Annotated in this window: 22 protein-coding genes, 1 pseudogene and 1 riboswitch; of the genes and pseudogenes, 7 read left to right on the plus strand and 16 right to left on the minus strand. The window is 52.3% G+C overall.

Translation table 11 applies throughout. The features are described 5' to 3' along the window. Complete coding sequence (locus PCAR_RS12315) at positions 1-939, plus strand: glycosyltransferase family 2 protein (RefSeq protein ID WP_011342008.1); 939 nt, start codon at positions 1-3, stop codon at positions 937-939. A 46-nt stretch (positions 940-985) separates the two neighbouring features. On the opposite strand, the gene PCAR_RS12320 is transcribed toward PCAR_RS12315, so the two are convergent. Beyond that, a complete protein-coding gene (locus PCAR_RS12320) occupies positions 986-1,969 on the minus strand; it encodes a class II fructose-bisphosphate aldolase (protein WP_011342009.1) in 984 nt (327 codons plus the stop codon). A gap of 410 nt (positions 1,970-2,379) precedes the next feature. Between PCAR_RS12320 and PCAR_RS12325 the strand changes: the two genes are divergently transcribed. Then, the gene (locus PCAR_RS12325; RefSeq protein ID WP_011342010.1) at positions 2,380-3,825 is read left to right on the plus strand and encodes a glyceraldehyde-3-phosphate dehydrogenase; all 1,446 of its coding nucleotides are present in this window, start codon (positions 2,380-2,382) and stop codon (positions 3,823-3,825) included. A gap of 190 nt (positions 3,826-4,015) precedes the next feature. Here PCAR_RS12325 and rpsU read toward each other — a convergent pair whose 3' ends face one another. Together rpsU and PCAR_RS12335 are read right to left on the minus strand one after the other, a co-directional pair. Continuing rightward, the gene (rpsU, locus tag PCAR_RS12330; protein WP_011342011.1) at positions 4,016-4,210 is read right to left on the minus strand and encodes a 30S ribosomal protein S21; all 195 of its coding nucleotides are present in this window, start codon (positions 4,208-4,210) and stop codon (positions 4,016-4,018) included. A gap of 114 nt (positions 4,211-4,324) precedes the next feature. After that, the gene (locus PCAR_RS12335; protein WP_011342012.1) at positions 4,325-5,434 is read right to left on the minus strand and encodes a THUMP domain-containing class I SAM-dependent RNA methyltransferase; all 1,110 of its coding nucleotides are present in this window, start codon (positions 5,432-5,434) and stop codon (positions 4,325-4,327) included. A 194-nt stretch (positions 5,435-5,628) separates the two neighbouring features. Between PCAR_RS12335 and PCAR_RS12340 the strand changes: the two genes are divergently transcribed. Then, complete coding sequence (locus PCAR_RS12340; RefSeq protein WP_011342013.1) at positions 5,629-6,489, plus strand: DUF815 domain-containing protein; 861 nt, start codon at positions 5,629-5,631, stop codon at positions 6,487-6,489. Between the two features lie 151 nt (positions 6,490-6,640). Then, positions 6,641-7,354 (plus strand): PilZ domain-containing protein, encoded by a 714-nt coding sequence (locus PCAR_RS12345; protein ID WP_011342014.1) that lies wholly within the window; start codon positions 6,641-6,643, stop codon positions 7,352-7,354. A 433-nt stretch (positions 7,355-7,787) separates the two neighbouring features. Here PCAR_RS12345 and aat read toward each other — a convergent pair whose 3' ends face one another. The 3 genes from aat to clpS are packed head-to-tail and all read right to left on the minus strand — an operon-like array spanning position 7,788 to position 11,068. After that, complete coding sequence (gene aat, locus PCAR_RS12350; protein ID WP_011342015.1) at positions 7,788-8,480, minus strand: leucyl/phenylalanyl-tRNA--protein transferase; 693 nt, start codon at positions 8,478-8,480, stop codon at positions 7,788-7,790. 1 nt (position 8,481) lies between these two features. Then, positions 8,482-10,740 (minus strand): ATP-dependent Clp protease ATP-binding subunit ClpA, encoded by a 2,259-nt coding sequence (gene clpA / locus PCAR_RS12355; RefSeq protein WP_011342016.1) that lies wholly within the window; start codon positions 10,738-10,740, stop codon positions 8,482-8,484. A 13-nt stretch (positions 10,741-10,753) separates the two neighbouring features. After that, on the minus strand, positions 10,754-11,068 hold the full coding sequence (gene clpS, locus PCAR_RS12360) for an ATP-dependent Clp protease adapter ClpS (protein ID WP_011342017.1): 315 nt from the start codon (positions 11,066-11,068) through the stop codon (positions 10,754-10,756). Positions 11,069-11,262: 194 nt separating this feature from the next. Between clpS and hflK the strand changes: the two genes are divergently transcribed. Together hflK and hflC are read left to right on the plus strand one after the other, a co-directional pair. Beyond that, a complete protein-coding gene (hflK, locus tag PCAR_RS12365; protein ID WP_011342018.1) occupies positions 11,263-12,264 on the plus strand; it encodes an FtsH protease activity modulator HflK in 1,002 nt (333 codons plus the stop codon). Then, positions 12,264-13,196, plus strand: coding sequence for a protease modulator HflC (gene hflC / locus PCAR_RS12370; RefSeq protein ID WP_011342019.1), 933 nt, complete (start codon positions 12,264-12,266; stop codon positions 13,194-13,196). Before hflK ends, hflC begins: the two co-directional genes overlap by 1 nt. 158 nt (positions 13,197-13,354) lie before the next feature. Here hflC and PCAR_RS12375 read toward each other — a convergent pair whose 3' ends face one another. From PCAR_RS12375 to PCAR_RS17960, 6 genes and pseudogenes are all read right to left on the minus strand, one after another. Then, positions 13,355-14,326 (minus strand): REP-associated tyrosine transposase, encoded by a 972-nt coding sequence (locus PCAR_RS12375; RefSeq protein ID WP_011342020.1) that lies wholly within the window; start codon positions 14,324-14,326, stop codon positions 13,355-13,357. A gap of 192 nt (positions 14,327-14,518) precedes the next feature. Beyond that, the gene (locus PCAR_RS12380) at positions 14,519-14,980 is read right to left on the minus strand and encodes a hypothetical protein (RefSeq protein ID WP_148204342.1); all 462 of its coding nucleotides are present in this window, start codon (positions 14,978-14,980) and stop codon (positions 14,519-14,521) included. A 69-nt stretch (positions 14,981-15,049) separates the two neighbouring features. Continuing rightward, a pseudogene (locus tag PCAR_RS19140) lies at positions 15,050-15,241 on the minus strand (REP-associated tyrosine transposase); the annotation flags it as partial. A 54-nt stretch (positions 15,242-15,295) separates the two neighbouring features. Then, positions 15,296-16,021, minus strand: a complete 726-nt coding sequence (locus tag PCAR_RS12385) for an REP-associated tyrosine transposase (protein WP_245523289.1) — start codon at positions 16,019-16,021, stop codon at positions 15,296-15,298. Between the two features lie 15 nt (positions 16,022-16,036). Then, on the minus strand, positions 16,037-16,309 hold the full coding sequence (locus PCAR_RS12390; RefSeq protein ID WP_041531372.1) for a hypothetical protein: 273 nt from the start codon (positions 16,307-16,309) through the stop codon (positions 16,037-16,039). A gap of 12 nt (positions 16,310-16,321) precedes the next feature. Beyond that, positions 16,322-17,815, minus strand: coding sequence for a lysozyme inhibitor LprI family protein (locus PCAR_RS17960; RefSeq protein WP_011342023.1), 1,494 nt, complete (start codon positions 17,813-17,815; stop codon positions 16,322-16,324). 112 nt (positions 17,816-17,927) lie between these two features. Continuing rightward, positions 17,928-18,006, minus strand: a riboswitch (cyclic di-GMP riboswitch). Positions 18,007-18,451: 445 nt separating this feature from the next. Between PCAR_RS17960 and PCAR_RS12400 the strand changes: the two genes are divergently transcribed. Beyond that, positions 18,452-19,120, plus strand: a complete 669-nt coding sequence (locus PCAR_RS12400; RefSeq protein WP_148204343.1) for a glycosyltransferase — start codon at positions 18,452-18,454, stop codon at positions 19,118-19,120. Between the two features lie 397 nt (positions 19,121-19,517). Here the strand turns inward: PCAR_RS12400 and ltrA are convergent, their stop codons facing one another. From ltrA to PCAR_RS12420, 4 genes are all read right to left on the minus strand, one after another. Further along, on the minus strand, positions 19,518-20,858 hold the full coding sequence (gene ltrA / locus PCAR_RS12405; protein ID WP_011342026.1) for a group II intron reverse transcriptase/maturase: 1,341 nt from the start codon (positions 20,856-20,858) through the stop codon (positions 19,518-19,520). Between the two features lie 920 nt (positions 20,859-21,778). After that, positions 21,779-23,200, minus strand: coding sequence for a histidine kinase (locus tag PCAR_RS12410; RefSeq protein ID WP_011342028.1), 1,422 nt, complete (start codon positions 23,198-23,200; stop codon positions 21,779-21,781). Positions 23,201-23,634: 434 nt separating this feature from the next. Beyond that, positions 23,635-24,171: a YaeQ family protein gene (locus tag PCAR_RS12415; RefSeq protein WP_011342029.1), complete on the minus strand. Its 537-nt coding sequence runs from the start codon at positions 24,169-24,171 to the stop codon at positions 23,635-23,637. A 92-nt stretch (positions 24,172-24,263) separates the two neighbouring features. Continuing rightward, on the minus strand, positions 24,264-24,767 hold the full coding sequence (locus tag PCAR_RS12420) for a ribonuclease HI (RefSeq protein ID WP_011342030.1): 504 nt from the start codon (positions 24,765-24,767) through the stop codon (positions 24,264-24,266). Positions 24,768-24,803 lie beyond the last annotated feature (36 nt).

Genomic DNA, 24,803 nt, shown 5'->3' on the forward strand with positions numbered 1-24,803 from the left:
ATGCTTGCATCTGTCCTCATAAATAACTACAACTACGCCAAATTTGTGGAAGATGCCGTAGTTTCAGTACTCAATCAAACCTACTCCCAGATCGAAATCATACTGGTTGATGACGGTTCCACCGACAATTCTCGCCAATGTATCGAAAAACTTGCCGCAAACCACAGTTGCATCACCCCGATTTTCAAGCCGAACGGGGGGCAGTTGTCAGCATTTAACGCTGGCGTAAAACGAGCTCAGGGCGAAGTTCTGTTTTTTCTGGATGCGGACGACTTGTATCACGAAGATTACATTGAAAACATCATGGCGCTCTATAACCAGCACCCGGCCTGCGATTTCACGTTCTGCGCACTAGAACGATGCGATGGCGCAAACCAAAAAGTTATCCAGCCCTTTCCGGAAAGAGTAACAGACCTGGGATACACCGGACTGATCACCTATACGTGCCGACTCTGGATTGGGGAACCGACCTCGACCCTGTCTATCAGACGTTCGCTGGCCGACCGGTTTTTCCCTATCCCCTTTGAGCAGGACTGGCGCATCCGTGCCGATGATTGCCTGATCTATCTTGCATCTCTTTACAATGGACGCAAATTCTATCTCAAGGACCCCCTAGTCTACTATCGCGTCCACGGCAACAACCAGTTTTTCGGCCGGAAGAAAGACAGGACAAACGAACACTTCCACGACTTATGCCGCGCCAAATTATTTGCCCACGCATCAGAACAGGTAAAACAATACCGGTATATCCGAGGCCACCATCTATATAAAGCGCTACTGGGCGAAGCAGCCACCGGCTCAAAAAACCATAGGCTTCTCAAAAAATATCGTTTGGCGCTAAAAAACAACCGGGAAATCTCCCTATGGTCCCGCTGGAAATATCGGCGAAAAATCGCAAAGATATTAAAACCTTTGCCAGCATCAAAAAACACGCAATAAAAAAGGCCGCCCAAAAGGCGGCCTTTTTTACCGGTTATTACCAGAATCACGCAAGTCTATCGGCACTTCCGACCACATTGCGGTTTTTATGGGAGATCAAGTCGATGAGCTCCTGGCGGCCGGCGCCAAGGTACTTGCGCGGATCGAAGTCCTTGGGATTATTGGCCAGATACTCTCTGACCTTGGCCGTCATGGCCAAGCGACCATCGGAATCGATATTGATTTTACATACGGCGCTGGAAGCGGCGCGACGCAACTGTTCCTCGGAAACGCCGACGGCCCCTTCAAGATTGCCGCCGTAGCGATTGATAAGCTCCACATAAGCCGGCACCACGCTGGAGGCCCCATGAAGCACAATGGGAAAACCGGGGATCCGCTTTTCAACCTCGGAAAGAATATCGAACCGCAGCGCAGGTGGCTCCTCGCCCGGCGCAACCTTGAACTTATAGGCACCATGGCTGGTACCGATGGAAATCGCCAGAGAGTCGACGCCGGTCTTACTGACAAAATCTTCAACTTCTTCCGGTTTGGTGTACGTCGAATGTTCGGCGACCACCTCATCTTCGATACCGGCAAGAACGCCGAGTTCCCCTTCTACCGTAACATCGTGAGCATGGGCGTATTCAACGACCCTGCGGGTCAGGGCGACATTTTCATCGTAAGGCAAATGCGAACCGTCTATCATCACCGATGAAAAACCGGACTCAATGCAGGACTGACACAACTCGAAAGAATCGCCGTGATCCAGATGCAGGGAAATGGGAATTTCCGACCCCATTTCACGCGCCATGCGCACAGCCCCCATGGCCATATAACGCAACATGGTTGCATTGGCATAGTTGCGAGCACCCTTGCTGACCTGAATGATAACAGGTGAAGCCGTCTCCGCACATGCCTGGACTATAGCCTGCAGCTGCTCAAGGTTATTAAAATTGTAAGCGGGAATGGCATAGCCACCCGACATCGCCTTCTCGAACATGTCGCGGGTATTGACCAGCCCCAGTTCACGGTAAAAGGTTTCCTCCGCCATATCCTGCAACCTCCTTGTCGGTTTCATGTCTCACCAAATACTCCCCGGCCGGGCTGCTTACCTCCGCACTCTTCCAGCATCCAGATCAGGTAAAAATCACCAGAAACTACCAACAAATGATTGAAAAGGCAAGTCACTTGGTTTAGAATAAGAGGGTTTTAAGCAGCCCCTGCAAAACACTCGTCCAGGGTTGGTTTCCGGTGAGATGATTGCTGATTTCGGCACCATATCCGCTTCCGCCCGCCGAGTATTCCTAGCGCCTATTAATAACAGATATGAGAGTGAAGTCCAGCCCAAAGTAATTGCCCAGGGCAGAAAAGCATTGTATTGCCTTCTTTGTTTCTATAGGATGAGGGCCGTTTTTTTTCAACCTCCGGCTCGATGGATGCGAGCCTTAGAAGGGAGCAGATATGAGTATGCCAAAGCAGGAAAAGTATCTGAACGACTGGATCAAGCAGGATGAATCAGCCGAAGCCATGCTTCCCCTGATCGGTCATCTTTACCGTGATCGCGGAGTTAACGTCAACGTCTACGGACAATCCCTGGTCAATAAAACCGTCATCGACCTGATGAGTGCCCACAAGTTCGCCCAAAAGGTACTCGGCAGTGAACTTACAGTCGTCGACACCTATCCCGTCCTGCTGGCCATGAGCAAGCTGGACCTGTCACCCTCGCGGGTCGATATCGGCAAACTGGCCGTTCAGTACCAGGAACAGAAAGACCAATTATCCATTGATGAATTCGTCGCCCAAAAGCTGGCAACGGTCAACAATGGCCGCGGCTCCTTGTTGAACGAACCCCGCGACGTGGTGCTGTACGGCTTCGGACGTATCGGTCGCCTGCTGGCACGGGTTCTGGTGGAAAAAACCGGCGGCGGCGACAAACTGCGCCTGCGGGCCATTGTCGTTCGCAAGGGCACCGACGAGGACCTCATGAAACGCGCCAGCCTGCTCGAGCGCGACTCGGTACACGGACCCTTCAACGGCGTATTGAGCTTTGACGAAGAAGAAAACGCCATTATCGCCAACGGCAACATGATCCGCCTGATTTACGCCAACTCGCCGGACAGCATCGACTACACCGCTTACGGCATCAACGACGCCATCATCATCGACAACACCGGTCTGTGGCGCGACCGCGAGGGGCTTGGCCAACACCTCAAATCCAAAGGCGCCTCCAAAGTCATTCTCACCGCTCCCGGCAAAGGCGATATCCCCAATATCGTTTTCGGCATCAACAACGACCTCGTCAACGAAGACGAGACCATCTTCTCTGCTGCCAGCTGCACCACCAATGCCGTGGTACCTGTGCTCAAGGCCGTCAACGACAAGTTCGGCATCGTCAACGGACACCTTGAAACCTGCCACTCCTACACCAACGACCAGAATCTCATCGACAACTATCATAAGAAAAGCCGTCGTGGTCGTGCCGCAGCACTCAACATGGTCATCACCGAAACCGGAGCGGCCAAAGCTTCAGCCAAAGCCCTTCCGGAGCTTGCGGGTAAATTGACAGGCAACGCTATACGCGTACCGGTTGCCAATGTTTCCATGGCGGTCTTAAATCTGTCCCTGGGCAAAGAAACCACGGTCGATGAACTGAACAACTATCTGCGCGAATTGGCCCTGCACTCTCCGCTGCAGAATCAGATCGCCTTCGTCAACTCGCCGGAACTGGTATCGAGCGACTTTATCGGCTCCCGTCATGCCGGCGTGGTCGACTCCCTGGCAACGATTGTCAATGGCGATCGCTGCGTTCTGTATGTATGGTACGACAACGAATTCGGCTACACCTGCCAGGTCGTGCGTCTGCTGCAAAAAATCGCAGGCATCGAATTGCCGGTTATGCCCAACTAGTTTTCGCACGCCATGCAAACCCGCCTTCAACATGGAGGCGAGCACAACAACCGGTTCAAACAACCCAAAAAGCCGAAGCGACTGATCCTTTCAGCAGCTTCGGCTTTTCTTTTTTGGAATTATGCCAATAAAAAGGGCCGCTCCACAGGAAGCGACCCTTTTCATTTTATAAACGCATATCGGCGAGGCATCAGGCTTTTTTCATCATACGCATTTTTTTGCGCAGACGACGCTGTGCTTCCTTTTCTTTGCGCTTACGCTTGACACTGGGCTTTTCGTAAAACTTGCGCTGCTTCATTTCACGAAACAAGCCTTCCTGCTGCAGCTTGCGCTTGAGCACACGGATAGCCTTTTCGACATTGTTGTCGACGACTTGAATTTCCACGAGACCTTCACCTCACTTCCCTCTATCAAATTGTGCCGCACAGCTCAGCCGAACGACACGAAGGCGAATTATAATGTCTACAGTGTGATAATGCAAGAAAATTTTACCTTTTTCTCATAGCGAGACCTTATAAAGGCCAACATCGATACCGCCGTTATTGAGCAGGCCAATGCAATCGAACCCCTCTCCCAGAGATTTGGCAAGAGGCCCCACGGGACACAGCACCGCGCCTTGCCACACGCCTCCCGAGGAACGGTAAAACTCCCCCAGACGCCGATAGAGTCCGGTCAGCCTCACATCACGTCCGAGCCGCCCTCCGTAAGGCGGGTTACACATGATAAACCCAGGACGTTCGGGAAACCGGCCTTCGCCCAACTCCGCCTTCCCAAACTGGGTTACCGCTGCCACACCGGCCCGGGATGCATTGCCGGCGGCGGCGTCGATAACGTCCGGATCCCGGTCGTACCCCAACAGGGGCGGCAAACATGATTGTTCTGCACTGCGAGCCTGTGTCTGCAGTACATGCCACAAACCGGGGCGGTAACGCGGCCATTGCATAAAGGCAAACTCGCGCGCAGTCCCCGGCGCACGGCGCATCCCCATAAGGGCGCCTTCGACGACAAATGTTCCCGAACCGCACATGGGGTCGACAAGGGGCGTTCGAGCATCCCAGTCGAGCAACATCAGAATTCCCGCCGCCAGGGTTTCTCTGAGCGGAGCCGCCCCCACCATGTGACGATACCCGCGCCGATGCAGCAACGGGCCACTGCTGTCGACGGACACAACACACCGATTGTCCTCGAAACGCACCAGAATAAGTTGCCGCAAACCGGCCCCGGAATCCGTCGCTCGGCCCAGAGCACGATGCGCGGCAGACTCAACGGTTTCAACGATGCGTCCGGTATGTTGAAGGCGGGACCGGGAACTGCTTGCCTTGATCTGCAAGTCGGTGTCGGGTTTAACAAAACGCCCCCAGGGAAGTCGCAAAGCCTTCTGGTATAAGTCAGGGAAATCTTTACAGCCGAAGCTGCCTAACCGGACAAGCACACGGGAGGCCGTGCGCAACCACAAGTTGGCCTTATACAGTTGCTCCAGTCCTCCGTAAAAGGCGACGCCGCCCTTGCATACCTGCGATTTTATGCCCAGGTCTTTTAATTCTCGGGCGCACACCGATTCCAGTCCCAAAGCGGTCACGGCAAACAGTTCAAAAATATTTTTTTTCATCTCATGCTCCCAAAAAGGTTCGCCATCTTACACCACTCCCCGCGGCAACGCCAACAATCAAGCTTCCTTACAAGATCAAACGTGCATCCGGTCACTTTGACCTCCCCGCAAAATCCAGTTATCGAAAATTGGGGGTTCGATTCTGCTATGATAGTAAGAAGCAGTTCCCCGATACTTGTAAAGGATAATCCGGTATGGACTTCAATGCACTCGACATCGACTGGGAATACCTGCTTGAACGCATGGAGCACTTTCTGGACCTGGGTGAAGAATACCTGACGCGCACATTGATCGACTACCAGGCGGAACCGCAACTGTTTCAGCAAGACCTCGCCTTTCGCTGGGTAAGCTACCGGCAAACAGGCTATTTTGAAGCCGCCACCTTTTCCGACATGCCGCAGCATGCAAACCTTTTGGGCATGCAGGACATTCTGGTGCCTCTATGCCAGAACACGAAGCAGTTTGTTCGCGGCCTGCCTTGCAACAATATCCTGATCAGAGGCGACGCCGGCAACGGCAAAAGATCGGCCATCAAAGGTCTGTTGGCAAAATACGCCGGCGATGGATTGCGATTGATCGAAGTTCACAGGGAGGATCTGCAGCAACTGACCAGCATCAGCAATGAACTCAGAAACTTCCCCTTTTTCTTCATTCTGCTTTGCTGCGACCTGCTGGAGCCGACAGAATATGCTCACTTCCGCGAATTGAGGGACTTTCTTCAAGGAGGCATCGAAACCCGCCCCGGCAATATCCTGATCTATGCAACCGATACTTCAGCCCCCGACAGCATATCCGGAAAAAGCCTCGACATTGAACAGGGATTCGGCATGATTCTCGACATGGCCCCCATGCAACAGGCAATCTACCTCGATATCTGCCGACACCTGGCACAACAACATAACTTGCCGCTGTCGGCAGAAACGCTTAAACAGGCTGCTTTGAAATGGGCCGAATCTCGAAAAACCCTGTCGGGATTGATGGCCCATCAATTTATCGATGACCAGGTAGGCCGTTGGCGTATGAAACAGAAAACCACCCACACCCCACCCTCCTGAAAAAACTACGCTTTGCGCACTGTCTGCCCACTGCAGCAGGCCGAGCCGCTACCTACCCCCGGAAAAACGCACCCATTCCATGGCATGGAACATGCAAAAAATACCGGCATTTCGCCCTCTCTTCAAAACCCTCTACAATGGATCGAGCACCATGTTCAACAAACACTTCAAGCCTGGCCAAAAAGTACTCATCCACCTGACCAATCCAGACAACGGAGATGATCGCATCGAAAACCTTTCCGCCTGCTGCCGATCGGTGGAGAATGGCATTCTCTCCCTTGACCTTCCTTACGACCTGGATGCGGATATCTTTTCCCCCGACTCCAACTTGTCCATCGTATCGGAAAGCCTGGGCATGGGATTAAAGGCCCATACCTATTTTCATGCGCAACCCAAAGCCAATTCCATACAATTGCGTTTTGAAGGCGATCTCCACTTTTTCCAAAGGCGCCCTGCAGCGCGTTTGACGGTCCCTATTGGCCTGCGCTATAGCAGAGTCACGGAGAACCTGTCCCTGGCACGTCAACAGTGGCAGCAACATATCCACAAACTTACCCACACCCCGCCCGACAACCTGCCCCAACTGACCAGCGGCATGGTAAACCTGAGCAATGGCGGCATCCGACTCGGTTTTCGAAACACCGTCGACAAATCCCAGCTGTGCCTGTTATTGCTCCAAACCGAACCGGGAACAAGACCGATCTGTACCATGGCGGAAGTCGTATGGACCCACACCAAGCACAACAGCACGTCCTGCACAGCCGGCTTGCAGTTTCTGGCCATGATGGCTGAAGATCAAAAACGCCTGGAAGCATTCATTCGCGCCACGCGCCTGACCATGAAAAAACAAAAGCATGCTTCATAAAAGCGTCCGGCCATGCCGTGAAACCACCGACCCCAAGCGGCTTTTTCACGGCCCGACCGCTGCTCCCGCCATGATAAGCCCGGGGTTAAGAACATACTAACAAACCATTAGGCTTCATATCCCTGCCGATAAAGCTGGCTTGCCGGTCATTTTTTCACCCTCAAAGCACAGACCTAAATTATTGATTTACCGAACGTTTCTGCATTCATCCACAGTTTAGTGGAAAACCCTGTGGGGAACACCGGTGGATAAACTCCCGACCCCTGTTTGCAAGGGCGTTCGTGGCATTTTGCATAATTTTTAAGCAGCCTCCAAAGGTCAACGAACGAGGCCTTTGCAGATAATAAAAGCGGCCACTTTGGGCACACACAAGCAGGCCAAATACCGGCGAAGCTGCCGCCGACGGCCAATCGTTTCATATACGGGAAGAGACTCAACGGGAGGGGAATTTTCCCTTGGGAGGCAAAGTGGAGGGGTGTACACCGGCGTTTTGAAGAAGTTGAAGGAACTCGGCGCGAGGCACTTCTGTCGCTCCCATGGATAATAGATGACGGGAGGATTGTTGACAATCGATGAGATGGTAACCAAGCATCGCCAGGTGCCTTACAAGCGTTGCAAATGCTACTTTGGAGGCATTGGGCATGCAGTGAAACATCGATTCCCCAAAAAAGCAGCCGCCTAAAGCAACGCCGTACAAGCCCCCCACCAGACAGCCTTCATACCAAGCCTCCACCGAATGCGCATAACCCAAACCGTGCAAAAGTTCATAGGCCTTGAGCATATCGCCTGTAATCCAGGTGCCGGGACCTTCCTTACGCGGCGTCCGGGCACAGGCACGAATAACTTCGGAAAAGGCCTTGTCGAAAGTAACCTCATAACGCCCGCGCCGAAGTTCTTTGGACAGACTGCGATTCAGGTAAAAAGCCGAAAGTGCGAGGACACACCGCGGATCGGGGCTCCACCACAAAATCGGATCGTCGGCATTGAACCAGGGGAAGATCCCCATAGAATAAGCGAGCAAAAGACGGCGGGGAGACAGATCTCCCCCCACCGCTAGAAGGCCGCCGGGCTCAGCATGATCCAATGGAGGAAAAACCAACTCGTCGATAAGTTGATAGATGGGCATGTTACTCTGCGGAAAAACGGAAGGTCAGTTTCCCGGCACGGCACCCGATACGGACTTCGCCACCGGACTGCAAAGCACCAAACAGGATTTCCTGGGCGATAACATCGCTGACTTCAGCCTGGATCAGACGCGACAGGGGACGTGCACCAAAGCGCGGATCATAGCCACGGCGGGCCAGGTCTGCCCGGGCAGCGCTGGATACCACCAGGGTAATCTGGCGCTCGGCCAACCGCTCGCGCAATTGATCGAGAAACTTATCCACAATCTTGAGCATGGTCTGTTCACCCAAGCCATGGAAAGGGATAATGGCATCGAGACGATTGCGGAATTCCGGAGCAAAGGTTCGTTCAACGGCCTGGCGCGGAACCGTCTCCCCCTCCTTGCCGAAGCCGATGGGATTGGCACTCATCTCCCGCGCTCCGACATTGCTGGTCATGATCAGCACAACATTACGGAAATCGGCCTTTTTGCCGTTGTTATCCGTCAGGCTGCCGTGATCCATGATCTGCAACAGAATACTGAACAAGTCCGGATGCGCTTTTTCGATTTCATCGAGCAACAGTACGGCATAGGGCTGTTTGGTCACCGCATCGGTAAGCAGACCACCCTGGTCAAAACCGACGTAACCGGGAGGCGCACCGATAAGGCGCGACACCGAGTGTTTTTCCATGTATTCGCTCATATCGAAGCGAATGAATTCAACCCCGAGCTGCAACGCCAACTGGCGCGCCGCTTCGGTCTTGCCGACGCCGGTCGGCCCGGTAAACAGAAACGAACCGGTCGGCTTATCGGGATGCCCCAACCCGGCGCGTGCCCGGAGTACCGAACGGGCCAGGGCGTCAACCGCCTGATCCTGACCGAACACCTGACGCTTAAGATCCCGCCCCAGGGTTTTCAGCCGCCGGCGATCGGAGGTTGAGACACTGCGCTCCGGAATGCGGGCAATGCCCGCAACCACGCGTTCGACATCGTCCAAATGCACCACACGACCACCGGCAAGACGCATGGCGGCACCGGCTTCATCGAGGACATCGATGGCCTTGTCCGGGAGGTGACGGAAATTAATATGACGGGCGGACAGCTGAGCCGCTGCGGTTATGGCCTCGTCGGTGAAGCTCACGCCATGATGTTCCTCGTAGCGATCTTTGAGCCCCTGGAGAATATCGACAGTTTCCTCGACGCTGGGCTCGACGATATCGATTTTCTGGAAACGTCGCGACAGAGCCCGATCCTTGTCGAACAGATTTTTGTACTCCTCGTAGGTGGTCGACCCAATACAGCGGAAATCACCACTGGCAAGCACCGGTTTGAGGATATTGGATGCATCAAGCGAACCGCCGCTGGTGGCACCAGCTCCGACCACGGTATGGATCTCATCGATAAACAGGATCGAGTCCGGGTGGGTTTCCAGCGCTTTGATAACGGACTTGAGGCGTTCTTCAAAATCGCCGCGAAACTTGGTGCCGGCCAGCAATGTCCCCATATCCAAAGCAAAAATTTCGCACCGGCTGAGAATCTCCGGCACCTGGCCCTGACTGATCATCAACGCCAAACCCTCGGCCATGGCGGTTTTCCCGACGCCCGCCTCCCCAACGAACAGGGGATTGTTTTTGCGACGGCGACACAACACCTGAACGGTACGCTCAAGTTCGGCGTCCCGGCCGATAAGAGGATCGATGCGACCTTGACGAGCCCTCTCCACCAGATCGACCGTAAACAGGGTCAACGGATCCTGCTTGGTTTTCTCGCGCTCCGGATTGGCCTTGTCGTCACTGCCGCCACCGGGCTGGGACGGCGTATGCGGCTGGGAATCGTCCCCCTGGCGGGAGACCCTGGTCACACCGTGAGAAATATAGTTGAGCACATCGAGGCGGGAGACGCCCTGTTCCTCGAGAAAATGGACCGCATGGGTGTTTTTTTCGGCAAACATGGCCGCCAGCAGATCGCCGATGGTGATCTCTTTTTTCCCGGCGGAATGCAGATGCAACACCGCCCGCTGCAATACCCGCTGCAAACCGACGGTTTGTTCGGGAACATTGTCGGTATCCTCAACCAGGCTTTCGAGGCGTTCGGTGAAATAGGTTTCCAATTGACCCTTAAGCGCTTCGGTATCCCCCCCACAGGCAACAATCAATTCCTTGCCATGTTCCTCGAGCAGCATGGCATAGAGAATATGCTCAGTGGTCAGATATTCGTGGCGGCGGCGCTGCGCCTCCCGAACAGCAAGTGAAAAGGTTATCTGTACTTCCTGTGCGAACATAGGGTCTCTCCCTTCATGCTTCTTCCAAGCTGCAACGCAAGGGGAAACCTGCCTGGCGGGCGACCTGATGAACCCGGGCGACCTTGGTCTCAGCTATTTCATGGGGGAACGTTCCGCATTGGCCCGTGCCCTCATTATGGATGTTCAGCATAATACGATGCGCTTCAGCCGCAGATTTATGAAATACCCCTTGAAGAACCTCTACGACAAATTCCATGGTGGTATAATCGTCGTTGTGCATCAATACTCTAAAAAGCGGCGGCGGTGCCGTGCGCGTTGCTTTTCGCTCCTCAATATGAACGTCCGAAGACGTTTTTTTCTGACTCACCGTTGTTCTCCCTTGCATTGTTCTTTTCAAAAACTCTATCACACTTACCCCGCCACTTCCAAGCACGGCCGAACATTTGCCCTGGCGGTTTTTCTCCGAGATGCGAAAAAGTCTGTTATAATCCAGAACGCGGATTACCTCTCCATGAATAACATTCCATATTCTGCTAACATCGCATAAACAAAGGAGGATTCATGCCATCTCGATACCCGGGCGATGACCTGCAAAATCTGGCCAAACGCCTCAAACAAAACCAGCCCCTGCCGCGACTGATTGTTATCGCGGCGGCCACCCTGCTGGTATTGATCGGACTGTCCAGCAGTTTCTACAAAGTAGAGACGGAAGAAACCGGTGTCGTGCTACGGTTTGGCCGGTTCAGCGGATTTTCCGAACCGGGCCTGCACATCAAGATTCCGTTTGGAGTCGACCGGATATACAAGGCTAAAACCGGGCGCGTGCTCAAGGAGGAATTCGGCTTTCGCACCCTTCAGGCCGGAGTGCGCACCACCTATAGCAAGAGAAATCTCGAAGACGAATCCCTGACCCTGACCGGCGACCTTAACGTCAGCGACGTCGAATGGATCGTCCAGTACCAGATCTCAGATCCCTTCAAGTACCTGTTCCGCATTCACAATCCGGAAGGAACCATTCGCGATCTGTCCGAAGCGGTGGTGCGCAAGGTGGTAGGTAACTCAAATGTCTCCGAAGTACTCACCACGGAACGAGCCGTGCTGGCCAACAGCATCCAGACGGACCTGCAGGAGATCCTCAACAGCTACGACATCGGCGTACGCATCGTCACCGTCAAGTTCCAGGACGTCAACCCGCCCGATCCAGTCAAGGCAGCCTTCAACGAAGTCAACGAAGCCGAACAGCAGAAAGAAAGCCTGATCTTTCAGGCACGGGAGCAATACAACCGCGAGGTCCCCAAAGCCCGCGGGGTAGCACGTCGCACCATCCAGGAAGCGGAAGGATATGCGGTGGAGCGCATCAACAAGGCCCGCGGCGAAACGAGCCGTTTTCTGGACCTGCTCGCCGAATACCGCAAGGCGCCGGACGTCACCCGCCAGCGGCTCTATCTGGAAACCCTGGAAAAGGTACTGCCCAACCTTGAGGAGATCTATATCATGGACCGTGACGGTGCCGGAACCCTGCCCCTGCTCCCCCTGCGCGCTGACAAAAAAGGAGGCCAGTAATGAAAAAACCGATCTTCATGCTGGTTTTCATCCTGTTCGTCATCGCTTTTTTACAGTCTCCCCTGTTCGTTGTTGAAGAGGGTGAGCAAGCCCTGGTCACCCAGTTCGGCAAGCCGGTCAGCGACGTACTTGGCCCCGGCCTGCACCTGAAAATTCCTTTTATCCAGACGGTCCACCGTTTCGAAAAGCGGATTCTTAAATGGGACGGCGACCCCAACCAGATCCCGACCAAGGACAAACGCTATATTTTCCTGGACACGACCGCCCGCTGGCGTATCGCCGATCCGCTGCTGTTCTTCAAGACCGTCGCCACCGAACGCGGCGCCCATAGTCGGCTCGACGACATTATCGACTCCGTCGTCCGCGACGCGGTCTCCGGGCACCTGCTGGTTGAATTAGTCCGCGGTACGGACTACCAGGCCCCTGGCGGCGAAACGGAGCAAATTGAAATCGAAGGCCTGCCGGTTTCACCCGAAATGTTGGTCGGTCGGGAACAAATCCTGTCCAACATTCTGGAAAAAGCCCGTGCCAGTACGCCGGAATACGGCATCGACCTCATCGATGTGCAGATCAAGCGTATCAATTATGTGGAACAGGTCCGCAAACGCGTTTACGAACGCATGATCTCCGAGCGAAAAAAAGTCGCCGCCCAATTCCGCAGTGAGGGCGAAGGCGAAAAAGCCGACATCCTCGGCCAGATGGACAAGGAGCTTAAAAGCATCACCTCCGAAGCCTATCGGCAAGCCGAAGAGATCCGAGGCCGGGCTGACGCCGAAGCCGCCGGAATCTATGCCGGCGCCTACGGCAAGGACCGCAATTTCTACGCCTTTGTACGGAGTCTCGAGGCCTACCGCAAATCGGTTGGCCAAAACGGCAAGCTGGTGATTACCACCGACAGCGATTTCTATCGCTATCTGCAGAAAAGCCGGTAAAACCGCAGCCATCGTAACTAAAAACGGGACAGTGATTGCACTGTCCCGTTTTTCATTCAAGCAAACTAGAGGAAAAATCCTTGCACAACTCTGCTACCGGTCACTGACTCCTTCATGTAAACAACCCCGCCCAGTGGACAGACGAGCCCCATTAAGGGTCAGCCCTTGACAATGGACAATTTCTCTTCCAGTTCTTGGACGGCCACCTGCAATGCTTCATCCTTTCCGATCTGCCTGGCCACCCTTTGATAGGTCTTGGCCACTGCGGTATATCCCATACCGCCAAAGAGCTCACCAATTTGGCGGTTGGTTGCTGCGGTGTGCTTCTTCGCCAGATATATTCCAACCTTTCGGGCTACGCTCCGACTGTTGACTGTGGCTGCCCCGGGCGACTCTCCAAAATGCTCGGAGGTGACGTCCAAGATCTGCTCGGGGGTTGGAGAAGCCTTCAGTAGTTGGCTATAGGATACTTCCCGCGTTCCCAGATTACTGTTTTCAAGACGTTGCCGGATCTTGTTCACAAAGCTTTCGCAGCCGAGAAGCGCCCCTGCATATACTTGCTTAAGGGGGTTTTCCGGTTCTTTGCCAAGGGTATCCTCCACAAAAGTGCGATAGCGCTCACTGGCTACCCGCTCGTCACGCGCCACCATACCAAGCACCTCTTTTTGGGTGAGCATACCTTCCTCTTCACCCGAGATAAAGAACCGGTAGCTGCTGTAGGGATATTCCCCAGGCTTTCGCACCAGGTTCGCCCGCACCGGATTCAGGTGAATATAACGGCTCAGCTCCAGGAGATAGCTGTCTTTGTCCACCACAATCGCTTTATAGCGTCCCTGAAAGAGATGGCCGCTCCTTTTCCTTTTGATGTTGATGTAGGTCGTATACGAACCGTTGATATGATGCATGATCCGGCTTAAATTCTTCTCCGGTGTTTCCACCATCAAATGGTAGTGGTTGTCCATGAGCACATAGCTGTGGAGCAGAAATCCGAATTTTTTCTGCGCGCCGGCTATATACTCCTTGAATTTCTCAAAATCTCTTTTGCTGAAAAATATCTTCCGGCGCTCATTGCCGCGAGCGGTCACGTGATATAGCGCACCTTCAAATTCGATGCGTAGCGGTCGCGCCATTCTCCACCTCTCCGTTTAATATTTGACGGGGCTTACCTTTTGTCCAATATCAAGGGCTGACCCCTTTGTTTGCACTGACCCCTTTGTTTGCAATTGGCTGTTGACAACAACACGTCAGTGGCAAGTTGACCACCAGTTCCGGTTTCAATTCCGGTTTCAGTTCCAAGAGACATATCAGACATAAATCTATCCTTATTTTATATTCTCACACTGCTCATAGTGCAGGCATTTTTCATAAGAAATATCAATGTTTCCGATATTTTTTCCATGCTTATCATAATAATAAGCCTTAAAAACAGCACCTTTTAATAACACTTTTCGCCATACATCCATTTTACAAATTGTTGGCACCATATCTTTTTCTATGTCAGAAATTAAATCAATACTATTAATTTCACCAAGATCGGATTCAACCAAAGAATAGTGTAATATTAGATTATTTCCTTGTGATTCAACTTTATCTGATCTTAAGCTTTCACTCAGCATAGTCGGACAATATTGATTCATGTCCCTAGCAATTTTAGTCAGGATAGGAACAATTTGTTCAGTAGGTTTTGTTTTGCTCCTCGAAAAAACCGCAGATAGACTAGCAACAAAAAGCAACAGGACCAGAACAAAAGCGATATAATGAAAACTTTGTTTTTTCTGTGTCATTGACTTAAATTTACAAAACACCATGAAACAACCTTTCGACATCTCTGAATCAAGGAGCCCCATTAAGGGTCAGCCCTTGACAATGGACAATTTCTCTTCCAGTTCTTGGACGGCCACCTGCAATGCTTCATCCTTTCCGATCTGCCTGGCCACCCTTTGATAGGTCTTGGCCACTGCGGTATATCCCATACCGCCAAAGAGCTCACCAATTTGGCGGTTGGTTGCTGCGGTGTGCTTCTTCGCCAGATATATTCCAACCTTTCGGGCTACGCTGCGACTGTTGACTGTGGCTGCCCCGGCCGACTCTCCAAAATGCTAGGAGGTGACGTCCAAGATCTGCTCGGGGGTTGGAGAAGCCTTCAGTAGTTGGCTATAGGATACTTCCCGCGTTCCCAGATTACTGTTTTCAAGGCGTTGCCGGATCTTGTCCACAAAGCTTTCGCAGCCGAGAAGCGCCCCTGCATATACTTGCTTAAGGGGGTTTTCCGGTTCTTTGCCAAGGGTATCCTCCACAAAAGTGCGATAGCACTCTCTGGCTACCTGCTCATCTTTTGCCAGCATACCAAGCACCCCTTTTTGGGTGAGCATCTTTTCCTCTTCACCCGAGATAAATAGCCGGTAGCTGCTATAGGGATATTCCCCGGGCTTTAGCACCAGGTTCGCTCGCACCGGATTCAGGTGGATATAACGGCTCAGCTCCAGGAGATAGTTGTCTTTGTCCACCACAATCGCTTTATAGCGTCCCTGAAAGAGATGGCCGCTCCTTTTCCTTTTGATGTTGATGTAGGTCGTATACGAACCGTTGATATGATGCATGATCCGGCTTAAATTCTTCTCCGGTGTTTCCACCATCAAATGGTAGTGGTTGTCCATGAGCACATAGCTGTGGAGCAGAAATCCGATTTTTTTCTGCGCGCCGGCTATATACTCCTTGAATTTCTCAAAATCTCTTTTGCTGAAAAATATCTTCCGGCGCTCATTGCCGCGAGCGGTCACGTGATATAGCGCACCTTCAAATTCGATGCGTAGCGGTCGCGCCATTCTCCACCTCTCCGTTTAATATTTGACGGGGCTTACCTTTTGTCCAATGTCAAGGGCTGACCCCTTTATTTGCTTCTGGGCAGGACTAAAGCCCATGGCGTCCATTACCTCGTTTCGCCTATCTTTATTTTCTCTATCTATATTAAAACCGATACCAATAGTAATAAGCGGAGGATTTGCCTTATCAAAATATGGCGTTGGAGATTTTCCTTCGAACTGAGCAATCAATGCGTAACGAAGATTCTCATATTGTGCTTGTTTTAAAGTGCTTGAAATGGTGATCGACATAGCATTATTCCCTTATTTTATAGTTTTATCTTGGAAAATAAAAATTATATCGCAAACCTGCCTCCCAAGGTTGGTTGGCTTTATAGCTGGATTGTCAAACTCCAGTCTTTCAATCTGGCTTACGGAGATACCCGAGACTGTAACCAAAGCCAAATATGCCTTTTTGTGATGGAGAAACAGATGTCCGGCCGCGATAGTCGACATACCGGCCCCCTGATCCCCTGGAAAGACAAAATGTACTTGGCGTATTGTCGGTTCAAATAAAACAATGTGGTCACCGGGGCTATCCATCCGGACACAAGAGTCTTTTTGCAATTGCTCGTTACATTGGTAATACGCGCGATAGGCTTCCAGGTTGCCATTAACAGGCAGTGGGCATCCAGTAATAGACTCTCTGCATCGTTCGCCACCAAAGCGATCCCGGGTGTAGCCGAGTACCTTTTCCAGACGGCCATCGGACTCAAAGCGAACTTGGGTTTGCCGCAGTCGGGGATTGAAGCAGGCTTGCACAAGCTTACCTCCGGCCGCCCGCCTCATAGAGGTACCCTTGGCCATGTCGGCCAAATATTGTGACCGCCAGATTTCGAAAGGCGGCAGGTCGTCATGTAAAAGGTGGGATTCAATTGTGTAGATCACATCCAGATGATCTTCGACGATCATTTCCTGCCACTGAGGCCAGCTGAACTGAGGGTTTGCGGGGTTCAAAGGGATTTCGCAGGCAAACGAGGATTGAGCAGGGTTTAGCTCCTGGTAATTGGCCTGAAGATCACGGCATACGGTGCAGTCGGTGTCTTTTTCAAACCTGAACGTGTACGCAGGTGTCTCTGCCGATGAAGAGGCCGCAACACTTGGAGGCTCAAACGATCTTTTTTTCGCTAAAGCGCCGGATGGCTCTTGTCCGGTTTGGTCAGCCACCTTTAAAAACGTGTCAAGCGCGGAGAGGTACATCCGGTATCTCTGCCAGACGCAGGGTCTATCTCCCATACAGTAATATATGCGTTGAAGCCACTCCTCGTGCTGACGCTTGAATGTCGCCGAATCGTTCACCCGCTCCAAGGCCCTTGCATAGGAGCGTGCCAGGGAGCGATTCATTTCCGATAGTTCCTGGTCAGAACAGATCAGCCTAGAGGTGATGTTCTTTGTTTCGCTGCAGTAATCTTTAACAGCCTGACAACTTTTATCCGCCGGCTCTGCTGCTAACTGCGCCAGCCGAGAGGTATAGGATTCGCTCAGGCCCGCAGCATCGTCGCACGCGTTGCGTGCTTTTAACCACAGCCGCTGCTGCTGTTTTAAAGTCTCGGGGGCTTCGGTCGCCTGCAAAGCTGCAGCATAAGCCTCGTCAATCCGGACATCGAGTTTTGAAAGCTCCGCATCCGCGCAAATCATCTTCTCGATCTTCGTTCCAGCCTTCTCACAATCGAAGCTAGGCCCTTCGGCCATTGATGCGCAGGTGATCGAGAAAGAGAGAGCTATGCATAGTAATAGAACCCGTTGACCCAAACTCACAGTTGTCTCCTTTTCCGATTCCTTATTATCTATCCTGAAAAACTGAAAACCCGCCAAAAAAGGCGGGCCCAAATGATCGAATCATCCTGAGAGATGTTGCCTCTCAAGCCGGTTCGACAGCCCTCCTTTCCGGAAGATCCGGATGAGCGGCTTTGCGCCCCCCGGTTGCCCGGGGTTTACCTTTTCGTCGGCTAGTGCTTTTAATCTTTTCGCTTTCAGAAGAACGTATTATAGATTAATCGGCTTCCACAAAAGACAGTTACTTAATTACAAAAATTAGATTATAGTGTCAAAATATTTTTAATTATTTTTATGTTAGCTTGTTGTAAACGTAACAAATAAAAAGCAACATAGGATATTCTTTCATCGCGTCACCTCGACCAATCTCTCGTTTGGCGGGCAACGGACCAACCTGGATCTCAAGCCCAACCTTGAGGAAGACGCCCTTTTCCATAATCGGATTTTGTGTGAAATGGACTTTGTCGCGCAGGTATTTCTGAAAGAGGCGGAATTGAAAACCAAGCTGGAAACATTTTTATTAATTTCAGGGGTGTCGCCTCAAGGATGCCCCACACAGACCGGGCCAGATGGGACGGCCCTCTTTGGAAAGAAATAGCAAAAGGGATGGAGCATAAAGTGAAAGTAGACACACATGTTTTATTGATGCCGGACACCCATCAGGGGTGGTGGGAGGAATGCAAAGCCTCTGTGCGGGAAGAGCCCATCCATTTACATGAAATACCAGGCGTCAAAGGTCATCTTGGCAAAGCCAGGGCCAACGGTTTCCGCCAGGGCACCTCCCCTTACGTAAGCTGCATTGATCCCGACGATTTGGTGATACCCGGTGCTTTTCAGGCGTGTATTGACGCCTTGGAGGCCAACCCCGATGCCTGCGGAGCTTTTACCGACGAGTTGCTAATCGACATTAATGGACGGACCATCAAACCGGGCATATGGAGCGGCGAGACCTGGAATCCCCTTCTGCAATTGGAGCCCAAATACCTGCATCACATCTACGTCATGCGACGGTCCTGCGTAGAGCCCTATCTGACTGAACTGGAGGAAAAGTGGCCCTGGTTGGGCGATTTTGTACTGAAGGGCCTCATCTGCAAACATGGACCCTGGATTCACGTGAATCGGTTTGGTTACAAGTGGCGCATTCACCGGACCAATAACCACAAAGATTTCCCCGTTAAAGACGTTTACGCTGCCCGCTGGCAGGTCATCCCGACACTTTACGAGGCAGCGATTAAATATAAGGCCCGTCTTGCAACACCTGCCGCTGCTCAAGGGACAACCTCTTAAGATCCAGATACCCTCATTACGGAAAGATCTTTTTCCTCAACACACAAAAGCTTCACCCTTCTCGACCCGACATGGGGAGCATTTCCCAAACAGAAACCTTTGGTCCGACCCCGGCCCATATACCCCTCCACCCCGTCGACCAGATGCAGATTGACGGGCCCGTCCCGCAACGAATGCCGGCACTCACTCCACCATACCGGATTGGTGGTTGGCAGTAGGAGGACATGAACATCAATAGCATGGCTCATTGATGCCAAGCCCCGGTCACTAGGGTCATCAGCTCCCTGTTGTTACGCACATCGTCCATGGAGTTCATGAGACCCCATTAAGGGTAGGTCTTACCCAGCCCTCCCTCATCAAACCTGCATGCGGTTTTCCCGCACACGGCTTTCCGATGTCATTCACCGCGAGGCATGCGCATTTGTCCAGCCCGCTGTCGTCGGCACCTTGTACAGGGCACACTTTTGTACAATGTCCCAATGGGAAACAGGACGTACCCCGCTTTTCGCTCTCGGACCTTGTGCCGCTTGCGTAAATGGGTCCGCAACCGCTCTTCGACATGACTCTTCAGACGAGTCATTGTCTTGCTGCAATTACGGTAGTGAAAATAGCCTACCCACCCTCTTACGGTGGCGTTAACTTCGTTCACCACCCATGCTAACGGCCTTACCGTCCTCACTCGGTTGGTGAGTTTGGTTACCCGGTCTTTGATAACTTGCAGGGATTTCTTCGAGGGCTGAACATGGGGATAATAGTTCCCCGTTCTTCTGCTTTTCCCCATCCGGATTGAGAATCCGAGAAAGTCGAAGCCCCCCTTGTAACCATTGACGACCTTGGTCTTTGCTTCGTTCAGGGTAAGCCCCAGCCGCTCCAGTATCTGCCGCAGCACCGCCATGGCCTCGTCCGACTTGTTTCTTCGGCAAAGCAGGACGGTGTCGTCAGCGTACCTGACGATACGGGCGTTCAACCGTTGTTGCAGGTTGCGCCGCTCCCAGATCCTGTCCAGAATGTGCAGGTAGAGATTGGCCAACAGCGGTGAGATGACCCCGCCTTGCGGAGTTCCTCTGCGGTTCCCCTTGCCGCCGCCGACATTCCGTTTCTTGCCGTCCTTGCCGACTTCCATGACCGAGCTCTTGAGCCACATCTGGATGAGGTGCAGGATTGCTCCGTCACAGATGCGCTCCGCGACCACGGCCATGAGGTTGGTATGGGGGATGGTGTCGAAGTACTTGGAGATGTCGGCGTCGATGACTTCGGTGTAGCCGATATTCATGGCATACGCTACGTCATCGACTGCGTCGTGGGCTGACTTCTTCGGCCGGAATCCGTAGGAAGTGTCGCAGAAGTCCGCTTCGAAGATCGGCTCGACGACCAGCTTTACGGCCATTTGAGCCACCCGGTCCCGGATGGTCGGAATCCCCAAGGGACGCTGACTGCCATCGGCCTTGGGAATCATGACCCGCTTGACAGGGTCCGGTTTATACGTCTTGCTTCTCAGTGCTTCTTCCAGTTCCGCAATGAGTGCGGAGACCCCTTCCCGTTCCTCGATGGCCGCGAAGGTGACGCCGTCGATGCCGGCGCTCCCTTTGTTGGCACGGACAAGGGCATAGGCGTGACTGAGGATGTCGGCCCGGTAGACCTTGTCGTACAAGGCGTGGAAGCGGCAGGCCGGTTCCTGCTTGGCCTTGCGGTAGAGCTTCCTCTGTAGTTTCCTGATGTTTCCCGGGGTTGTTAGCATCTCTGCAATCCCCTCACCTTCCACTCTTCGGTTGCGTGAACAAAGCAGGGTCCCTTCCCTCGGACCGGGTTATGCTGTCCCGTGCCCTCAAACGGTACTATGGACCCCTCCGACTCCCGATACGGCCCAACGCGATTTCGTTGCCTTATACGCGCCGGTTGACGTTCCTCTAGCATCGCCGCATCGGGTCTCCAGCACTGGACTGCTTATCTTCCGCAACATGCCGTCCCTGCTACCCCGGAAGATCACACGGGCTGCTTCCGCTATCTGAGCCCGTGGCAGCGGCCTTCCCCATTTGACCACAGGGTCGGCATCTTCATATTGAGTTACGAGGCTACATCCAGGTTCACTTGCGTTACGGCCTGCTGCTTTGCCAATTAGGAACTTACGACCCCTTGTTACCAAGACGCCGCTCCCTTGAGCTACCGGGGTGAACGGACAACTCCCCGGACGGGACTTTAACCCGCTAGATTAAGCAGTTGTTACTGCGTACAGTCAACTCTCCAAATTTCAAATTACCAATTTGCTCTTTACCCCCTGAATTGCCCCTGCCAGCTTTGCATCCCCTTCTATCCGTTCCTGCAACCGACGACTGGCTTCCGTTATGGCGGATGACCCTACGCCGAACAACGCTCCTATCTCTCGATTCCCTTTGCCGCTGTATCGGTGGCGAAGATACATGCCTATCTGGCGGGCAAGTTTCTTGTTTGTTCCAAAATCTTTTTCGACCGCCTTGACTATCTTTTGCGGCGATAGCTTCGATAGCAGTTGCCGACGTGCCGGCGCATCTTTTTCGTGCTCGCGAGCATAAAAAATCCCCGAGCCACAAGGCCCGGGGATTTTAATATTCGGTGGATAAATCCGAAAAAATGGGGCCAGAATAATCCAGCCCGAATGGTCACAACAAAGAACCAAAAAATTTAGAATTGAAAACGAATACGGGCGTCGGTACGGAAGACATCGTCGCCGTCGGCACTCAAAGCCTCCCAAGCATCACCAGCAATCAGGTAACCAGCGTTAATATCGGCGGTCAGGCCTTTCATGATGGTATAACTGGCGCCGACCACAAACTCATGACCGAGATCGTCATCGCCAAGCAAATTGTCTTCGGCCGTGTTATGCCAGAAGTATTTGGCCCAGACTTTGGTCTTGGCGTTCAGCTTATGATCAACCCCGGCATAGATCATCTTGTAACCCTGATCGAAAACATAGGGAGCCTGGCTGAAAGAGTTGTCATCGCAGAAGTTGTCAAAGATAATCACCGAACCGAAAATCGAGGTGGAGATGTCGATGACGTCGAAGTTTTCAAGTTTATCATCAGTGGGGTCGTCGTCGCCTGAAGCATACAGCCCCCCCAGGATAAAGGTATTTTTGCCAAACGTGTAATCGATTTGACCATGGAACATAAACGCACGGCGATCCTCGGATCCCATGCCATCGTAATCGACCTCACCGGTCAGGAAGATGCCGGTAAACAGGCCGGACAGGTTGTTCCATTTGCCCTTGCCGGACAGGCCAATCCAGATTTCTTCATCCTGAATGGTGAAAGGGGCTTCCACAAAAAAAGTGGAACCGCCCGGGATAGGGAATTCGTCCGGGAGAATAAGTGTTACGCCGTAGGGTTCCTGACCTTGATCCATGTAGATGACAAAAGCGTTGAGGCTGTTACCATTGTCAAAAACGTAAGTCAAGTCGGCGGCGTAAGCGTCATCATACGTGCTTTTATCATCGGCCACCTTGTCGCTATTATCGTCGCTCCAGTCGTTGCGGAACCAACCGAGGGAGTAACCCCAGTGGCCATCTTTGCGGGTCCACTTGACGCCACCGGCGTTGTCGGACCACAGTAAATAGTTGTAGCCAACCGGCTGCAAGCCAACGGTCAGACGCGACGCGGGATCGAAAGGCAGTTCGATGTCGGTATAAGCCCAACGCAACTCAAACACGTTATCGTCACCGCCAAAATCGGCACCGCTGCCACCGAACTTGGCGGAGCCGAATTCGAAACCGACCACGCCTTTGACCTTTTTGTCGTCATCGGAAACGACCATATGCATGCGGTACTTGATTTCACCGAAAAAATCACTGTCGTTTTTCTGTTTCTTGGTGTTCGGTAACGAAACAGCCTTTTGGGCAGCGACTTCTTTGATAGGGGCAAAGCCAGGAATCAGTGAGACAGAGAGAGAGCCAAGGTATTTCTCGTTGTCCTTGCTGATGCGAACCGAGGTATCGGCCTGGGTGCTGTAAGAAAAACGGTTGTTGAGGTCGCCGTGCCATTCGACATTGATGGCCATGGCAGGCAAAGCCATAGCCACGGCGACCAGGGTCGCCAGGGCAATACGCATCTGTTTCACGGTTTTAGTTTCCTTCCATCTGGGAAAATAAAATTCAATGTTTTTGCGCGATGCAGGTTATCCCTCGCCACGCAAAAAGCCACAAGTTGTTCAATCCCCGCTACAATATTGCCATGCAGTCCCTTGCCGCAAAGGTCTCAGACAAACAAGACCGCTAAGACAGCTGACACATAAACATAATCGAGACAATTGGTTACAAATACCATCATCATAATGAGATTACAATATTTAATTAGAGTGAATGCGAATATTGATATGGGGCGTCGTCACAGCCCGAACCGAAAACATCGTGGTCCGTACCGACAAATGTGCGTATGGTTTTCTTTGCAGACAACCAAAAGCGGGGCAGTGAAACCACTGCCCCGCTTTTGATTTTCAATTAAGCAATAGCTCCCCTGAGGGTCGCATCCCCCTTGAGCGCTAAGTCATGAAGCCTGCAACAGCGACCAGGCCACCTCGCACTCCCCTGCTCCAGCGGCAACATAGGCAGAATCATCCGTAATGGTAACGGAAATATCCATGGTCCGCTGCACCAGCTTCGCCAACGCCTGAATGCATCCCCACTGAAACTGAAAAATAGATACCTTCAACGCGTTAAAATCCTGTCGTCCTTTTTCCCACCAGACATCCGCTTTGGAATTGAAACTGTAAACTTTAACTGCCGACGCAATGCGCGTCGCTTTTTTGATGCGATCGACGGCGGGTTCTCCGATATCGATCCACAATGCGATTTTATCATCCAGAGTTCGCGTCCAGATGTCAGGCTCTTCCACGACACTAATACCTCTAGTAAAAGCCAGATGCTCTTGGGCGTTAATACAAAACGCCAGCATACGCGCCATCATGCGCTCCAGGGTTTCGGAGGGGTGTTTGGCAAGTGTCAAATTGAGCGTGTCATAATAGTTACGATCCAGGTCTGACAAATGAATACGGAATTTATATATGGTCGGTTTTAATGCCACAAAAAGCCCCTTCTAATCGTTAAAAAAACGGTGGCGCTGTTTGGCTGCGCCACGAAACAAACGCCTGGAGTCAAAGTATCGAATCAACCCCATCAGCAACAGGTTTTCCACCGAACCTCTTTTCGCAAAGCGCTTCTGGAAGCTCTATCCACCAGCGTAAAAAGCCTATCGAGAGCATCTTTTTCGCGTGACAGCTGATGGCCGCACACTTTAACAAAAGAACAGTTAAATTGATCAGCTTTTCGGAAAAGCCCCTCATACAGATCGGCATTATTAAGAAGCCTTTTGTTCCGGGAGCGATAATTATTTTTCTCAATACGCTCACGTCTTCCATGTAAGCCGATAATGTTTTGGGAATCGGTATACACAGTCACATGCCGCGCCGATGAAGGCAGCTCCCCCAATGCCCATAAAAAAGTCTGCAATTCCAATCTTGTGGAGGATGTGGGATAAAACCGCAACACCTTTACGCGCGCGCTCAACGCATCCAACGAAAGGTCGCTTTCTTTCACAGCGAGGTATGCCCCGTATCCGATCCCGGATTGCGGATGCACGCTTCCATCGATGAATAGAATCCATTTGTTCAAAATAAGCATCTCTCTCCACTAAAACAACAACGAGGGAATCTGTCC

This window comes from Syntrophotalea carbinolica DSM 2380 (assembly GCF_000012885.1).
In the GTDB taxonomy this organism is placed as follows: Bacteria; Desulfobacterota; Desulfuromonadia; order Desulfuromonadales; family Syntrophotaleaceae; genus Syntrophotalea; species Syntrophotalea carbinolica.

What these genes read in the sequence shown, in the direction of transcription:
- PCAR_RS12315 (WP_011342008.1), top strand. Translation starts at nt 1, where the DNA reads ATGCTTGCATCTGTCCTCATAAATAACTACAACTACGCCAAATTTGTG.
- PCAR_RS12320 (WP_011342009.1), bottom strand. Translation starts at nt 1,969, where the DNA reads ATGGCGGAGGAAACCTTTTACCGTGAACTGGGGCTGGTCAATACCCGC.
- PCAR_RS12325 (WP_011342010.1), top strand. Translation starts at nt 2,380, where the DNA reads ATGAGTATGCCAAAGCAGGAAAAGTATCTGAACGACTGGATCAAGCAG.
- PCAR_RS12335 (WP_011342012.1), bottom strand. Translation starts at nt 5,434, where the DNA reads ATGAAAAAAAATATTTTTGAACTGTTTGCCGTGACCGCTTTGGGACTG.
- PCAR_RS12340 (WP_011342013.1), top strand. Translation starts at nt 5,629, where the DNA reads ATGGACTTCAATGCACTCGACATCGACTGGGAATACCTGCTTGAACGC.
- PCAR_RS12345 (WP_011342014.1), top strand. Translation starts at nt 6,641, where the DNA reads ATGTTCAACAAACACTTCAAGCCTGGCCAAAAAGTACTCATCCACCTG.
- aat (WP_011342015.1), bottom strand. Translation starts at nt 8,480, where the DNA reads ATGCCCATCTATCAACTTATCGACGAGTTGGTTTTTCCTCCATTGGAT.
- clpA (WP_011342016.1), bottom strand. Translation starts at nt 10,740, where the DNA reads ATGTTCGCACAGGAAGTACAGATAACCTTTTCACTTGCTGTTCGGGAG.
- hflK (WP_011342018.1), top strand. Translation starts at nt 11,263, where the DNA reads ATGCCATCTCGATACCCGGGCGATGACCTGCAAAATCTGGCCAAACGC.
- hflC (WP_011342019.1), top strand. Translation starts at nt 12,264, where the DNA reads ATGAAAAAACCGATCTTCATGCTGGTTTTCATCCTGTTCGTCATCGCT.
- PCAR_RS12375 (WP_011342020.1), bottom strand. Translation starts at nt 14,326, where the DNA reads ATGGCGCGACCGCTACGCATCGAATTTGAAGGTGCGCTATATCACGTG.
- PCAR_RS12380 (WP_148204342.1), bottom strand. Translation starts at nt 14,980, where the DNA reads ATGACACAGAAAAAACAAAGTTTTCATTATATCGCTTTTGTTCTGGTC.
- PCAR_RS12385 (WP_245523289.1), bottom strand. Translation starts at nt 16,021, where the DNA reads ATGGCGCGACCGCTACGCATCGAATTTGAAGGTGCGCTATATCACGTG.
- PCAR_RS12390 (WP_041531372.1), bottom strand. Translation starts at nt 16,309, where the DNA reads ATGTCGATCACCATTTCAAGCACTTTAAAACAAGCACAATATGAGAAT.
- ltrA (WP_011342026.1), bottom strand. Translation starts at nt 20,858, where the DNA reads ATGCTAACAACCCCGGGAAACATCAGGAAACTACAGAGGAAGCTCTAC.
- PCAR_RS12410 (WP_011342028.1), bottom strand. Translation starts at nt 23,200, where the DNA reads ATGCGTATTGCCCTGGCGACCCTGGTCGCCGTGGCTATGGCTTTGCCT.
- PCAR_RS12420 (WP_011342030.1), bottom strand. Translation starts at nt 24,767, where the DNA reads ATGCTTATTTTGAACAAATGGATTCTATTCATCGATGGAAGCGTGCAT.